This is a genomic window from Paraburkholderia nemoris (genome assembly GCF_905221015.1).
Taxonomy (GTDB): domain Bacteria; phylum Pseudomonadota; class Gammaproteobacteria; order Burkholderiales; family Burkholderiaceae; genus Paraburkholderia; species Paraburkholderia nemoris.
The window spans coordinates 543,875-559,446 of sequence record NZ_CAJNBO010000001.1 but is presented as its reverse complement, the minus strand read 5'-3'; the positions used below and the strand labels follow the sequence as shown (position 1 = coordinate 559,446).

Genomic DNA, 15,572 nt, shown 5'->3' with positions numbered 1-15,572 from the left:
TTTAGGCCTTGCGGCGGTGCTTGTCTGGTATAGAATCGGCAAAATTCCGCACAATCGCGGACAAAGTCGATTTTGTATGGAGACATCAGTTCTTATGGCTTCTGGCAAAGACACAGCGCGTGGGGCCAACGGCGCGCCGGCGCAGGCGAAACGCTCCACGTATGTCGAGGTGTCCAGCTCGATCGAGAACGAGATTCGCAGCGGCGTCTATCCGCCGGGCAGCCGCCTGCCGCCGCAGCGGCAACTGGCCACCGAGCTGGGCATCAATGTGTCGACGGTGTCCCGCGCGTACAAGGAATTGCAGTTGCGCGGCTTGGTGATCGGCAGCAAACGGCGGGGCTCGCTCGTGACCGGCGGCGCCATGCCGAGCGTCGAACCCGCCCAGGCGGCCAGCAACGCGGCGATCGACCTGACCGTCAACCGGCCGGCCACCGGCGAATTCCTGAACTGTCTCGCACGCACGCTGGCGGAATTGCCGCGCGACCCGCGTTACCCGCAATTGCAGGAGTACCAGCCGCCGCAAGGGCCCGCCTGGGCGCGCGCCGCCGGCGCCCGCTGGATGGCCGCGCCGGGCTTCACGCCGGCGCCCGATCACGTGGTGGTCACGAGCGGTGCGCAGCACGGCTTGTATGCGGTGCTGAACAGCCTGATCGGCACCGATGGCGTAATCCTCGCCGATCAACTCACCTACTACGGGTTGAAAGCGCTGGCTCCCGTGTTCCAGTTCGAGATCGTCGGCATTCCAAGCGACCGCGACGGCTTGCTAACCGACGAGGTGGAGCGTGCCTGCCGCCGTATGCCGGTAAAGGCGATCTTCACCGTACCGAATCTGCAGAACCCGACCGTGACGACGATGAGTCTCGAACGCCGCATGGCGCTCGTCGACATTGCACGGCGGCACGGTGTCGCAATCATCGAAGACGACGTTTATGGGCCGCTGGTTTCGCAGCGGCTGCCGACTATTGCGAGCCTGTGTCCGGAACTGACGTTCCACCTCGCGGCGACCTCGAAGATTCTCGCGCCCGGTTTGCGGCTCGGCTACCTGCTAAGTCCGCCGGACAGTTCCGCGCTGTGTGCGGAGGCGGTGCGCACCACCGCATGGATGCCCGCACCGATGTCGATGCTGATCGCTTCGATCTGGATCGAGGACGGCACCGCACGCCACATCATGGACGCGCAGCTTGCGGAAATTCGCGCGCGACAGGATCTGGCGCGCGAGTTGCTGCCGCAGGAATTGCTGCAGACCGATCCGGCGTGCATGTTCGTGTGGCTCAAGCTGCCGCCGCCATGGCGTGCCGATGATTTTGCTGCGAATGCGAAGGCGCGTGGCGTCGTGGTGATGCCGTCTTCAGCGTTTGCGGTGGACAGGTCGGAGATCGAGCACGGCGTGCGGATCAATCTCGCTTGCGCGACGAGCCGCGATCAACTCGTGAGTGCGTTGCGGCTGTTGACGGGCACGCTGAAGGATCGTCCCCGGGCACTGTTCGGCACGATCTGATCAATCAAATCAAAATTGTTCAACCGCCAAAGGAATAAACCCACCACCTGCCTCGTTCAATAGCCGCAGCAACCATCGGTCTTGAGAGAGGTGCGGTCATGAAGTCTGTGCTTACAGTGTTGAGCGCCGTGGTGAGCGCCGCGGCTTTGACGAGTCTTGTCGCGTGCGGCGGCAGCTCCGGATCTATCAACTCGCAGTCGTTTACCTCGACGGTGCTGGTCTCCGACGGCGCGGTCTCCGCGCCGCACACCGACCCCAATCTGAAAAACGCATGGGGCATCGCCTTCAATCCAAAGGGCTTCGTCTGGGTCGCCGATAACGGGACCTCCGTCGCCACGCTCTATGACGGCAACGGTGTGCCGCAATCCCTGATCGTCAGCATTCCGAATGGAACCAGCGGCCCGGCGAATCCAACCGGCATCGTATTCAACGGCACGACGGACTTCACGGTCAGTCAGGGTGGCAAGTCCGGCGTCGGCGCGTTTATCTTCTCCGGCGAAGGCGGCACGATCACCGCATGGGCGCCGGCGGTCGCGCCCACGAACGCGATCGTCATGTTCGACGACGGCAGTGGCGGCGCGGTCTACAAGGGGCTCGCTCTCGCCAGCAATGGCACGGCGAACTTCCTCTATGCCACCGATTTCCACAACAACAAGATCGACGTGTTCGACAAGAATTTCGCGAAGGTCGCGATGCCCGGCAAGTTTCAGGACGCGACGCTGCCGGCAGGCTTTGCGCCGTTTGGCATTCAGGCGATCGGCGCAAAACTCTTCGTGACCTACGCCAAACAGGACGCAGCCGCGCATGACAATGTCGACGGTTCCGGCTTGGGCTTCGTCGACGTATTCGATACGTCCGGCAACCTGTTGCAGCACTTTGCGTCAGCAGGTCCGCTCAACGCGCCGTGGGGCGTCGCACAGGCGCCTGGCAACTTCGGCCGCTTCGGCGGCGACATCCTGATCGGCAATTTCGGTGACGGCACGATCAACGCTTTCGATCCGGCAAGCGGACAATCCCTCGGCGCCATCAACCTGCCGAACGGAACCGCGTTTGTGCAACCGGGACTTTGGGGTATCGCATTCGGCAACGGACTCGATAATCAGCCGACCAACACGCTGTTTTTTGCTGCGGGGCCTAACGACGAAGCCGATGGCGTTTATGGGCGCATCGACGTGAAGATGTGAACGCCTAGCTCTTTACACTGCGCAAGGCGTAAGCAGACAGCGTGGCGAGGCGTTCGACACTGAGCAACCGGGCGAGCCGTTTCAACGCGTGACGCACACGGCCGCGCAGATGCGCCATGCGCATCTGGCGCCAGAAACGGTCCGGTGCGAATTCAGAAAAACGCGCCTCGCGTTCCAGCAACGCCTTACCGCCTGGCAAGTGAACGAACGAACAGCAGCGAAACCAGCGCAGGTCGCGATAATTGTTGCCGGGCCAATGACGGCCGACGGCCTGATAAGCACCCACCTCGATCAGGCCCTGCCCTTCGTCGACCAGCACATTGAGTGCCGCGGAAATGAACGCTTCGTCGCCGTGATGTCTCAGGCGACCGATTTCGGTGACGTAGCGAGCGTAACTGGCACGCGCGCGCGGAACCAGCCGGCGTAATGCGGCGGGCGTCGCCAGAAGAAACTCGCCGCCGTACCAGCGCGGATTTCTGAGCCGTCTATCCGCCACGATCTCGAGATCCGCAACAACACGGTCGCTGCCGTACGGCGGAAATACCTGATCGGAAATATCGAATGCGCCGAGTCCTGCTTCAGCGCAGCGCTCGATCAGATTACGCTCGAGCGGAAGCAGCGCGACCATGTCGGCGTCGAGCAGCAACAGCATCGTGTCGGCCGGCAGCGAATCGGCCATCTGGTCCATCAGGTCGAGTTTAAAATGCGCGGCATAGAACGGCGTGTTCTTCGGCAACTCGATTGTCGCCTTCAAGGTCATCAGTGCCGGCCGGTGCTCCTTCGCCATGCCTTCGAGCCGTTGCGCGACCACCGCCGGCGCGTTGGTCATGATGGTCAGCTTCGGCATGCCGGCTCGCCGCAAGCTGTTGTTCAGGCAGATCGCCTGACTCACATACGCCAGCGGATCGCGATTCGTCGAGTTGGGACCCGGACTCGCGTCCACATCCACATAAACCAGCGTGCAAGGAAAAAGATTCACGTTGCTCCTCACCAGGCGTGAGAGACGGTTCGCTTTTTTCCAGCGTTGCCGCTATCGTTCGCGGATTGATCCGCCTCTCCTTTCATGGGCTAAGTCAGAAGTCCGCGCAAGGTGCGCAGCCATCGTGCCGCGGCTCGCGCCTTTATGGCGTCACGCTCGAGCCGGGTGATCTGATCTGCGGCGATGGAGTTGGACGAACCGGGGCGCAGGCATCAGGTATGAACTATCGTTTCACGTCCCTGCGTTGCCTTTCCGCCAAAAGTCAGCAAGAGTCAGCAAGACGCAACGCGGGTGCCATCAATCGGCTTTCAGCCGGTCGAAAGTACGCCAAAATATCTGACGCTTTAACATTCGAGTGAACAAGTTACCTAGCGGCAATACGCAATCTTTGCGTTAGGTGTCACATTTCGGCAGCGCTGTCTTCCCCGTATCGCATGCCATGCGCGCCGAGCAAACGGTACAGCGTCGCGCGTGAAATGCTGAGCTCGCGCGCGGCGTCGCCGGGGCGTCCACGGTGGCGCAGCAATGCGAGTTCGATGGCCTGCCGCTCCGCTGTCTCGCGTGCCTGTGCGAGCGTCAGGGGTGCGGTCGAAACGTAACCCGCCAGTTCGAGATCGTCCGCGGTAATCGTGCGCCCCTCTGACATCACAATCGCGCGACGAACCCGGTTGATCAGTTCGCGCACATTGCCGGGCCAGTCGTATTGATGCATCGCCGCGATCGCGTCGGGAGAAAAACCGTAGAGCCGGCGGCTCGCATCTTTCCTGTAGCGATCCAGCGTGTACAGCGCGAGCAGTTCGATATCCTTGCCACGCACGCGAAGCGGCGGCTCGTCGATTCTCAGTACGCACAAACGGTGATACAGGTCCGCACGAAAGCGCCCGTCTTCGATCGCGGCCTCCATATCGACGTGCGTGGCGGAGATGATGCGCACGTCGACATCGATCGAACCGTTGCCGCCCAGGCGGTCGATGGTGCTTTCCTGCAGAAAACGCAGCAGGCTCGCCTGACTCTCGAACGGCAGATCGCCGATTTCATCGAGAAACACCGTGCCGCCGTGCGCGGCTTCGACGCGCCCTATTCTGCGTTGATTCGCGCCCGTAAAGGCGCCGCGCTCGTAGCCGAACAACTCGGACTGCAATAGATGCGGCGGAATCGCACCACAGTTGATGGCGACGAACGGCGCTTTGCGACGCAGTGAGTGCGCGTGAATCGCGGCCGCCGTCAGCTCCTTGCCCGTACCGGATTCGCCGGAGACAAAAACCGGCGCGTCGTTTGCGGCCACTTTGCGGATCGAGCGGAACAACGCGAGCATGGCATCGCAGGTGCCGATCATCTCGTCTTCTGCCATGGACGTATCGACGAACACCGGCTCGCCGAGCGAGATCATGCCGCAGGCATGGCCTACCGTATCGATCACCCGGGCGTTCGCGGTGGGCAGCGTCACGTAATCGAAGCAGTAGTCGCGCACCAGCCTGCGGATGGCGGCGTCATCGAGTGCCGGCGCCGCGGTCATGGCGACCCAGCCGATGTTTGGCATCGCGAGGCAAGCTTCCAGCGCGCCAATGTCGCGCGGATCGAACACGCTCGACAGATCGGCCAGCCCGGCCGCGAGCGAGCCGTCGCCCACGGCCTCGCGCACGTCACGAACCGAGCCGATGACGTCAACCGCCCAATCGCGCTCCTCGAAGCTCGCCAATAGCGCCGGCGAAGGATCGCGCGTGAAGTAGATGACACGCCGCTTGATGGCCTTCATTTTCTGCATTGTTTTTTTTGTTTTCCCGCCGAGCCTGCGCTGAAACCGATTGTGGCCAGGCCTCTCGTCGCGGCATTGTTCTTGTTGCTCCATGGCCGCGGCTGCCTGTCCTCGCGAATCAGGCGCGTACCGGGAGCTGCCAGTTCATGCTGCATCGGGTTTCGGCGAGCCGGCGGTGTTGTGGACGTCGGCTGACGAAAAACCGGATGCGACAACGACGGTCGATCATACGCGGCTGCACGGTCGCCGTGGTGCGTCCTGACACTATTTGAAGATTAAGTCCGCAAGCGCACCGCGCAGCGCATCGGAGCCGCTATCGAGCTGGCTTCTTGTGCGCCGTCACAGTGGGGTCAACGCACCTCGCGCCGCAACTTCCTGAAAAACTTGCGAATCTCGGCAGCGAGCAAATCAGGCTTTTCCATCGCAGCAAAATGGCCACCGCTCGGCATGTCGGTCCATTGCACCACGTTGAAGGTCCGTTCGAGCCACGTGCGCGGCGGATGATGGATCTCCTTCGGGAAACGGGCGAAGCCCACCGGCGGCACGACGCGCTGCCCCTCGGCGAAGCGCATCGGCTGCAGACGGTTCTCCCAATACATCTGCATCGCCGTGCCAATACTTTGCGTGTGCCAGTAGAGCGAAATGTTGGTGAGCAACTCGTCTTTCGAAAACACCCGCTCGATGTCGCCGTCGCAATCGCTCCACGCGCGAAACTTCTCACCGATCCACGCCGCGAGTCCCACCGGCGAATCGTTCAGCGACGCCGCCGCGGTTTGCGGTTTCGTGGCGTGCATATGGGCATAGCCGCCTTCCAGTGCGGCCCATTCGCTCTTCTCTCGCAGATAGGCTTCCTCCGCAGGCGTAAGCGGTGTTTGCGCGGCACCGCTCGCGGGCTCGTACGAGCTCGGCAGGAAGTTGAGATGAATACCGTCGACACGCTCATGATGCCGCGCCGCGAGTGCGATCGAGACGCCGGCACCCAGATCGCCGCCCTGGGCGCCAAAGCGCTCGTAACCGAGGCCACGCATCAGCGACGCCCATAAATCCGCCACCTGGAACGCGGAAGTACCGGGCTCCACCGGAGCCTGCGAGAACGAGAAACCGGGCAGCGATGGAACGACGACATCGAACGCATCGGCGGGATCACAGCCGAATGCGGCCGGGTCGCATAACCGGTCGAGCAGCGCGTGGAACTCGAAAAACGATCCCGGCCAGCCATGCGTAATCACGAGCGGATAACACGCCGGACCGACGCCTCGCCGATGCACGAAGTGCACGCGCTGACCGTCGACCTCGGCGAGAAATTGCGGTTGCAGATTCAACTTGCGCTCGGCCTCGCGCCAATCGAAACGCTCGGCCCAGTACTGCGCGAGCTCGCGCAGCCAGACGGAATCGGCGCCCTGCTGCCAGGCGGGCGACGGCGTCGCCGGGGCCCAACGTGTCGCGAGAATCCGCCGGCGCAGATCGTCTATGTCGGCGTCAGGCACGGCAATCTGAAACGGCTCTATCTGCATGTCAGTTCATTCGGCACAGGGTGTGGGGATAACAGGCGCTTCGGATTCGATAGCGCTGTTCACGGCAATCCAGCAGGGGCCAAGGCACGAAGCGAGCTTGAAGCGCGCGGAGCGCACGAAGCAATCTGCATGGTACACAATGAACGCGATTCTCGTTCAGCGAGGCAGAGACCTTCATGGTTGCAGCGCTTGCGGCTCTGCTACAAACAGGAAAGCCCGCGAAATGCGGGCTTTTTTACAGCTTACTGCCTACACCAGCCGCTTAGAAGCGGTGACGGATACCCACCGTGCCGACTACCTGCGAATCGGTTGACGAGCGGCTCACGCCGACGATATCCGCCGTAATGCCCGAATCACCCACGCTGCCGACGTGCTGGTAGGCCGCCTCAACATACACGTCGGTACGCTTGGACAACGCGTAGTCGGTCTGCAACGTAAGCTGTTGATACTTCGGGCTCGCGCCGTTCAGACGAGCATCGGTGAACGTGTACGCACCCGACACCGTCCATGCCGGCGTGAATGCATAACGTGCGTTCACTTCATAGTTCGTGAAGCGCGCGCTGCCGCTGGTCAGCGCAAAGCCGCTCGTCGTGCCCGACGCCGACGATCCGATCGACGTTGCGTTGCTCAGTTGCGTCTGCGTGAACACGAGGCCGACGTTGGCTGCGCCGAACGCATAGTTCACCCCCGCGCCGTAAGTGCGCTGAAGGCCGGCATTGAACGTGGAGTCGCCGCTCGCCACGGCACCGCTCGTGTTGGTCGTCGAACCGCCGCCGTTCAGCTGCAGGTAGCCCGCAGCGAACTTCAGGCCGCCGAATCCATACGATGCGCCGACGCTGTAGGCGCGGCTGTCCGCGAAGCTGCCCGCTGCGTTCGAGAAGCCGTACAACGCACCGAACTTGAAGCCGCCGTAGTTGACACTCTGGAACTTGACCGAGTTGTTGATACGCACGGAGTTGTTCAGGTTGTCGTTGTCGTACGGGTGCGAGGCGAGCGTGCCGCCGTATTGCGTGCCGTTCAGCGCGAGCGGAGCGAGATAGTCGACGAGGCTGTCGTACTGGCGACCCAGTGTGACCGAGCCGAACTGGTCGCTCGACAGGCCAACGAAGGCCTGACGCCCGAACTCACGGCCGTTCTGCCCCAGCTTGCCGTTCGACAGATTGAAGCCGTTTTCCAGCACGAAAATCGCCTTCAGGCCGTTGCCCAGATCTTCCGAACCGCGCAGGCCCCAGCGGTTGCCGTTCAGCATGCCGCTGGCCTGCTGAAAGTTGCTGCTGCCGCCCGAATTGCTGGTGTAGGTCAGGCCCGTATCGATCAAACCGTACAGCGTGACCGAGCTTTGTGCGTGGGCGGCACCCGCGGCGCCGATGAGTGCGAGCGAGAGGCCCGACAATACGAATTTATTCATGGATTTCTCTCCTGATTCGAATAGCGGATGCTATCGAGCGGCCGAGAATATCTCACTAATCACAAGACTGTTTTTCAGTTAATTACGACGTTGTGTTTATACGACGCAACTGATTTTTTAGATTGCCGATCATTTCATGTAACAGCCGGTTTTCCACCGGAAATGAAATGGGGCGCACTCCTCTCGCGAGCACGCCCCAAGTGCCTGATTTAATGCTTCTCCCGGAGAATCAAGCCGGCGCAGAATAGCATGCAGAATCTCTGCCGACAACACGCCACGGCCGATTTATCACTCCAATTAATTCCGATGGAAATTAATTGGAATATCTCTCAAGATAAATAAACTTATTCAGCCTATTATTGCGAAAATTGAAAATAGTCATTGTTAGTTTTAAAAGCCACCCGGCAATCACATTGCACGAACCAACGCAGTTCTGTCCGGCTCGCCACATCCTTGCGCTAACCGGCCGTCTGCGCAGCTTCACGGACGCGGCGCGCCAGTCATGCTCGGTGCGCCGCCGGGGCCCGCCGGGTCCGGATTGCCGAATGTGGGCAGGCTGCCGTCGGCGCGGGCGCGGGCGATCTCCGAGCGTACCTGCGCGCGGGTTTTTGGCCCGCTCTCGGATTTCAACAGCGTGCTGGCGGCGGGCGCGAGCTGAGGTGGCGATGTCGCCGGTATCGCTGGCGGGGTTAGCTGGGCTTGCGGGCCTGGCGACCCTGATGCCGGTTCGGTTGGCTCTGTTGGCTGTATCAGCCGTATCGGCGTTGACACGGCAGGCGCGCTGATTACGTTGGAGAGTACCTTCACCTCGGCCGGAACAGAGGATGACGGACTCGCACCGGCAGGTGCGCCAACGCCACTCGTTCTCCCGCTCGAGAGGCTACCCGCACTAACATCGGCTACTGCGGTTTCGGGAGCATGACGGGTCTTCGAGTAACTGGAAGACGCACGGTTCGAGTGTTCGCGCGTCGCTACGTAGCTTTCGTGCGAGCGGCCTGTTTTCCCGGAAGACGTCGCCGAAGATCGCGCCGATTTCGCCCCGCGCTGCGCCGGCTTCTCCCCATGCACAACGGCTTGCGCGTGCTGCGTCTGCTTAGCGCGCGCCTCGACTTCTCTTTGCAGCGCAAGAACCTGATCGTCGTTCCGATGTGCTGAACGCACCGCGTCCAGTTGCGCCTGCGCGGAAACAAGATCGTTGCGCTGCAGACTGTTGCGCGCCGCCTGCAGATCCCCGGCAATAGCCGCCGCTGAATCGCTGCGTGCAACGACCGGCCCGGAACTCACTGAGCCCGTTATCGTGTCGCCGCGTGTGGCGTGAGATGCATTGTCGCGCTCCAGGCCGAGTTCGTCCGTCGGCAGCCAGCCTTTGTCCGACTGCGAAATATAAGCCGCGATCGCAAGCGCGCCGACAAAGAGGCTCGTGAGAACTATCTTCCTGGGTTCGACAACCATGACGTCTCCCTCTCAAATCGTGGACATGCGCGTTTGCTATATCGCAAACGGGCCCGAATTCATCAGAGGGTTCGCAGCGAATCAATCGATGCCGCCGCAACGACCGCGAATTTGGGCCGGCGCAGTCACGTACGAATAAGAGTGCAAACTGGATGCGTGCTATTTACTATTTATAGTCGCCAAACGTCGATTCGTCCGCGCACGCAGGGTGTGTTGTCCGAAAAAGCCAGCTTACTGACCACGCTTTCCTAGGACGATTGTTTGAACTGCGAAGCAATAAATGCGAGTTTGAATCCGCTGTTTGAATTCAACGAAGGCCGCGCACGCCTATACGAGCGGACCTTCAGTCTGCTTGCCGCGCACGGCAACCGCAATCGAGCTGCCGACAATCAACGCAATGCCGAACAACGACATGCTGCCGATCGTCTCACCCCACACCATGTAGCCAAACAGCGCAGCCCACACGATGCTCGTGTAGTTATACGGCGCGAGCGCGCCGGCATCGGCCTGTCGAAATGCCATCGTCATCAGCAACTGCCCTGCCGTGGCAAACCCGCCGAGCAGAGCCATCACCGCGAGTGCTTCGATCGAAGGCGTGCGCCACGCGAAATAGAGCGATGCGCCGGTGACGATCGTACCGATCACCGTGAAGTACAGCACCGTGGTGCCCGAATCGTCGGTGGCGCGAATCCGCTTGATCTGAATGATCGACAAAGCACCGAAAAACGCGCTCGAAATCAGCAGGACCGGACCGAGCCAATTCGAATGCGAACCGTCCGGACGCACCACGAACAGCACGCCGATAAAACCGACCGCGGCGGCAAGCGCATCGCGTGGCTTGAGCGTTTCCTTCAGAAGCAGCGGTGCAAGCACGATCACCAGCAAGGTCTCCGAGTAGACGATCGCCACCGCTTCGCTGAGCGGCACATAGGGCAGCCCTGCAAAGAACAGCCCCGACGCACCGAGCAACGTCAGCGCGCGCAAGGTCTGGCCACGCACATCCATCTGCCTGAAACGCTCGATGAGCGGCTTGCCGCGCAGGCAAACCGCCACCGCAGGCACCAAGCCGAACAGCATCCGGAAGAACGTCACTTCATTCGCCGGATAGGCGAGCGCGACGGATTTCGCCAAAGCGTCGACCACGGCAAAGCAGAACATCGAAACGAGAATCAGCGCGACGCTACGCAGCGGCACGCCTGCATTCAGGACGGCGGTGATGGGCGGCATGAGTTTTCCTGGGAACGCGCGAAGCTGCGCGTCGCTTAGGTTTCGCCTCCGGTGAAAGGAAGGCGTAATCGGAAAACGGATTATGCCTGCAGCGCCTCGTGCGATCGACTGGAAAAACCTGCGCCCATCCGTTCCGCATCCGCGCCGTCGGGCGGGCCCGCGCCCCCGCCTGACACCCTGCCATTCGTTTGCACCATTCCGGGTAAGTACCGATACAGGTCTCGCCAACTAATAATATTATTCATATCGATTTCCGCATCCATGGGGCTTAGTCACACTGTCTATGGCCCTATGCAAGTTTAATAATAATTATGACCATCAATTAAGCGGGGACATCAGGAGATACAGGTGCGCAATTACTTTGTGCTGGCGGCGCTCGCCATGTTGGGCGCTTGCGGCGGCAATGACGGTTCACCAGGCGGGGCTGCGTCAGCGAACAGGCAGATCGCGGCAGTCGATTCCGCAGCTGCATCGGCAGCGTCGGCGGCCTCTGCAGCGGCTCTCGCGGACACCGCCAACGTCGAAGCCGAATTCAGGGCCGCGAAGACCATTCCATTGGGGATGAAGACGACGACACCCCCGCTTGTGATCGCTGACCCCACCCTCAACCTTCCGCCGTACACCCCGCCACCGCCGCCCACTCCGGTTTCCACCACGACCCTCAACTTCGGCGACTTCACGAGCTACCTCGCGCCCGGATCGACACAAGGCTGGCAACCCGGCACGAGCAGTTCGACCATCACGATTGCCCCACCGGCCACCAACGGCACAGGCGCCGGCGACAAAACCGTTGCGCTCGCAAGCACCTATGCCACGGCGTCCTACGAAGCGGATGTGACGGTGAGCGCGCCTGTGGGGAACGGCGCCGCCAACGCCGGCTTTATCGTGCGCACGACCAACCCCACCGCCGGCGGCCCCGATAGCCTGACCGGCTACTACATCGGCCTCGATACCGGTTCGCACGTGTTGCAGGTCGGCCGCGAAAACAACAACTGGACGAACTTCATCGCGTATCCGATGAGCTCGATCGTGGGCGGCAGCACGCATCACCTGAAGGTCACGACGAGCGGCACGGCCATCACCGTCGATTTCGACCAGCAGCGCGTGATCAGCGTTAACGACGCCACCAACGCCCTCCCCGCGGCCTTCCAGTCGGGCAGCTTCGGGCTGCGGCGCTTCGGCGTCGGCGCGACCTTCAGCAACATCACAATCCACACGTATCCGACCGTTACGTCACCCAGCTTCGATTTCTCCAAGGTTGTCGGTGCGGTCTACACGCCGTCCAACGCGGTGAACGCGATCGACTTCTGGGAGAACTACGACCCCGAGATCGTCAATCGCGAGCTGACGTATGCGCAAACGTACGGTATGAACGCGATTGCCGTGTATCTGCACTACCTCGTGTGGGCGAACGATCGCGTCGCATTCCTGAGCAAGTTCGAGAACCTGCTGAAAATTGCCGCGCGGCATGGCATCAAGGTCTCGCCGATCTTCTACGACGACTGCTGGAACCCGACGCCCGCATATGGTCCGCAGCCCGCGCCGGTCTGGGGCGTGCATAACAGCCAGTGGGTACAGTCGCCCGGCACACCGGTCGAGCAGGCGTATTTCCAGCCGACAGCGGCCAATGCCAGCATCACGTACAAGGCGAGTCTCGCGAGCTACATCACCGACTTCGTCGCGCCGCACCGCAACGACCCCCGCATCATTTTCTGGGAGCCGATGAACGAACCGGGTTGCAGCGGCAACGGCTCGTTGCAGCAAACGCGCGCCGTGATGATGAACGATGCGCGCATCGCGATCCTGAATGCGGGTGCGACGCAACCGATCAATTCGCCGCAGGTGCAGGAGGACGAAGGCTCGTATTTCTCGGACTTCTATGCGTTCCATCCGTACAACAACCCGTACACGGGTCCGGTGAACGGCAGCAATGTCAGCGCGCTGAATTCCGAAACGCTGCAGCGTGGCTTCCCTGGCACGACGGGTCAGACGATGCCGGGCATTGTGTCGAACTACGGCGGCACGACGGGCTTCATCGTGTGGGAACTGATGATCGGCCGCACCAATACGCGCTTCCACTGGGGCCAGGTGCCGAGCGCGCCTGCCACCGTCGAACCTGCCACGCCGTTCCAGGGAACGATCTATCCGGACGGTCACCCGTGGCAGACGTCGGAGACTCAGGCCTTGACGGGTGGGTTCGATGTGAAGCTGCCGGTGCTGCAGGTCGGCTACTACAACGATCCGACCTTCAGCAGCGCGCCGGTCAAGACATCGATTGCGCCGTTGATCGACTTCGACCTGAACACCGAGCGCGGCACCGATTCGCCCGATGCCTCCGCGGGCGTCAACGAGACGGGTTATGGCGTGCGGTGGACCGGTGCGATAGAAGCCGCCAGAACCGGGCTCTACACGTTCTCGATCAATAGCGACAACGTGGCGCGTCTGTGGATCAACGGGGTGCGGGTCATCAACAAGAAGACCTCGACGCCAGGCACCGTGAGCGGTACGACCTGGCTCAACGCGAAGCAGCGCGCGTCGATCAAGGTGGAGTATGTGCACGGTACGGGCCCGGCCAGCATGCATCTGTCGTGGTCGAGTCCGGCGGCGCAGAGCCCCGGGGCACTGAGGATCGTGCCGTCGGATTCGCTCGTGACATCGAACTGAAGGAGGTTTAAGAAAGTTGAATCAACCGCCCGGCAGCGCGCAAGCTGCCGGGCGGTTGTAACAGCCGTCAGCCAGCGGCTTGCTCAGCGCATCTCGGCGCATTCCTTCCGCATAGTTTGAACCACCCTCCGTTTTGTGCGATGCTAGCCGCGCCCCAGCAATCATGAGAAGAACACGGGCGCGAGGCAGACCAGTCCTGTTGTCCATTCCTCAGGAGGAGACATGATTGTGTCATCGCAATTGCGCCGCATCGGCCTCGCCCGTCGCCTGACATTCGCCCCGTCGCTGGGCGCTGCCAGTTTAAGAAAAGCCACCACCGTTTCCAGCTTCGTTTTCCTCACCAGTCTCAGCGGCGTCTGTTACGCCGACACCCAGGTCGGCGGCACGCTTCCTCTCGCTCCCGACAAGCTATACGGCGATCTTTTCGTGGCCGTGCAAACCGCGCAGATCTATCCAGATCAAAAGACTTTTGTCGATGCAACGCCGAACGCCGATCCTGCCGCGATCGTGCAACTGTACGAACAGCAGAAGAACAATCCCGGCTTTTCGCTGGCGAACTTTGTCAACCAGTACTTCACTCCGCCGAGCGAACCTGTCATCACGCCGCCCGCGAATCAGACGCTGCGCGAGCACATCAACTGGTTGTGGCCTGCCCTCACCCGCACCACCACGAGCGCACCGGCAAACAGTTCGCTGATCCCATTGCCGAAGCCGTACGTGGTGCCAGGCGGCCGCTTCCGCGAGGGCTACTACTGGGACACGTACTTCACGATGCTCGGCTTGCAGGAGTCGGGGCATGAAGATCTCGTCGACAACATGCTCGACAACTTCGCCTATGAGATCGATACGTTCGGCCACATCCCGAACGGCAATCGCACCTACTACCTCGACCGGTCCCAGCCGCCGTTCTTCTCGTACATGGTCGCATTGGCGGAGAAGGTCGAAGGCCGCAGCGTCTATCAGAAGTATTTGCCTGCCCTGCGCAAGGAGTACGCGTACTGGATGCAGGGAGAAAGCTCGACGCAGCCGGGCCAGGCCACCCGCAACGTCGTCGTGATGCCGGATCGCACGGTGCTCAACCGCTACTGGGATGAACTCGATACGCCGCGCGACGAGTCCTATCTGGAGGACATTCAGACTGCCCAGCAGGCAACGGGCCGCAATCCGAACGATGTCTATCGCGAGTTGCGGGCGACCGCCGAGAGCGGCTGGGATTTTAGCTCCCGCTGGTTCGGCGACAACATGACACTCGCGACGGTGCGCACCACGTCGATCATCCCGGTCGATCTGAACAGCCTCATGTTTCACCTTGAAATCACCATCGCGAAAGGCTGCGGCGAGACGCGCGATTTCCGTTGTGTCGGCGAGTTCGCCGAGCGCGCCGCCAAACGGGCGCTCGGTATCAACCGGTACTTGTGGAACGCCAAGGGCTACTACGGCGATTACGACTGGACGCTTGCGAAGCCGCGCGACAACAAGACTGCGGCGATGGTGTTTCCGTTGTGGGTCGGTGCAGCGTGGCCGGACCGTGCGCAGAAGACGGCTCAGCAGGTGCAATCCGTCCTGCTGCAACCGGGCGGCCTTGCGACGACCACCTACAACACCACGCAGCAATGGGATGCACCGAACGGCTGGGCGCCCTTGCACTGGGTCGCGATCGAAGGCCTGAAGCGCTATGGCCAGGATGCGCTTGCGCAGCAGATCGGCACGCGCTTCCTGACTGACGTGAAAGGGGTTTACGCGTCGGAGAACAAGCTGGTTGAAAAGTACGTGGTGGAAGGCGCCGGCACCGGAGGCGGCGGCGGTGGCGAATATCCGCTGCAGGACGGCTTTGGATGGACCAACGGGGTGACGCTCAAGCTACTCGATCTGTATAGCCCGGGCGACTGA

At 61.6% G+C, this 15,572-nt stretch carries 10 protein-coding genes; 4 read left to right on the top strand and 6 right to left on the bottom strand.

Features of this window, described 5'->3' with window-relative positions:
* Positions 1-94 precede the first annotated feature (94 nt).
* Complete coding sequence (locus tag KHO33_RS02440; protein ID WP_200561733.1) at positions 95-1,498, top strand: aminotransferase-like domain-containing protein; 1,404 nt, start codon at positions 95-97, stop codon at positions 1,496-1,498.
* A gap of 98 nt (positions 1,499-1,596) precedes the next feature.
* Entirely contained in the window at positions 1,597-2,682 is a 1,086-nt protein-coding gene (locus tag KHO33_RS02435; protein WP_200561735.1) for a TIGR03118 family protein, read from the top strand.
* Positions 2,683-2,686: 4 nt separating this feature from the next.
* Here KHO33_RS02435 and KHO33_RS02430 read toward each other — a convergent pair whose 3' ends face one another.
* From KHO33_RS02430 to KHO33_RS02405, 6 genes are all read right to left on the bottom strand, one after another.
* Positions 2,687-3,661: a hypothetical protein gene (locus tag KHO33_RS02430; RefSeq protein ID WP_054035406.1), complete on the bottom strand. Its 975-nt coding sequence runs from the start codon at positions 3,659-3,661 to the stop codon at positions 2,687-2,689.
* A gap of 400 nt (positions 3,662-4,061) precedes the next feature.
* Positions 4,062-5,417, bottom strand: coding sequence for a sigma-54 dependent transcriptional regulator (locus KHO33_RS02425; protein WP_200562278.1), 1,356 nt, complete (start codon positions 5,415-5,417; stop codon positions 4,062-4,064).
* 350 nt (positions 5,418-5,767) lie between these two features.
* On the bottom strand, positions 5,768-6,931 hold the full coding sequence (locus tag KHO33_RS02420; RefSeq protein ID WP_200561737.1) for an epoxide hydrolase family protein: 1,164 nt from the start codon (positions 6,929-6,931) through the stop codon (positions 5,768-5,770).
* Between the two features lie 262 nt (positions 6,932-7,193).
* Complete coding sequence (locus tag KHO33_RS02415; RefSeq protein WP_054035403.1) at positions 7,194-8,339, bottom strand: porin; 1,146 nt, start codon at positions 8,337-8,339, stop codon at positions 7,194-7,196.
* Positions 8,340-8,819: 480 nt separating this feature from the next.
* Complete coding sequence (locus tag KHO33_RS02410; protein ID WP_200561739.1) at positions 8,820-9,791, bottom strand: DUF4148 domain-containing protein; 972 nt, start codon at positions 9,789-9,791, stop codon at positions 8,820-8,822.
* A 327-nt stretch (positions 9,792-10,118) separates the two neighbouring features.
* The gene (locus KHO33_RS02405; protein ID WP_200561741.1) at positions 10,119-11,018 is read right to left on the bottom strand and encodes a DMT family transporter; all 900 of its coding nucleotides are present in this window, start codon (positions 11,016-11,018) and stop codon (positions 10,119-10,121) included.
* 348 nt (positions 11,019-11,366) lie between these two features.
* Here KHO33_RS02405 and KHO33_RS02400 point away from each other — a divergent pair, with 348 nt between their 5' ends.
* Positions 11,367-13,682 (top strand): PA14 domain-containing protein, encoded by a 2,316-nt coding sequence (locus KHO33_RS02400; RefSeq protein WP_236074649.1) that lies wholly within the window; start codon positions 11,367-11,369, stop codon positions 13,680-13,682.
* A 222-nt stretch (positions 13,683-13,904) separates the two neighbouring features.
* On the top strand, positions 13,905-15,572 hold the full coding sequence (treA, locus tag KHO33_RS02395) for an alpha,alpha-trehalase TreA (protein WP_200561743.1): 1,668 nt from the start codon (positions 13,905-13,907) through the stop codon (positions 15,570-15,572).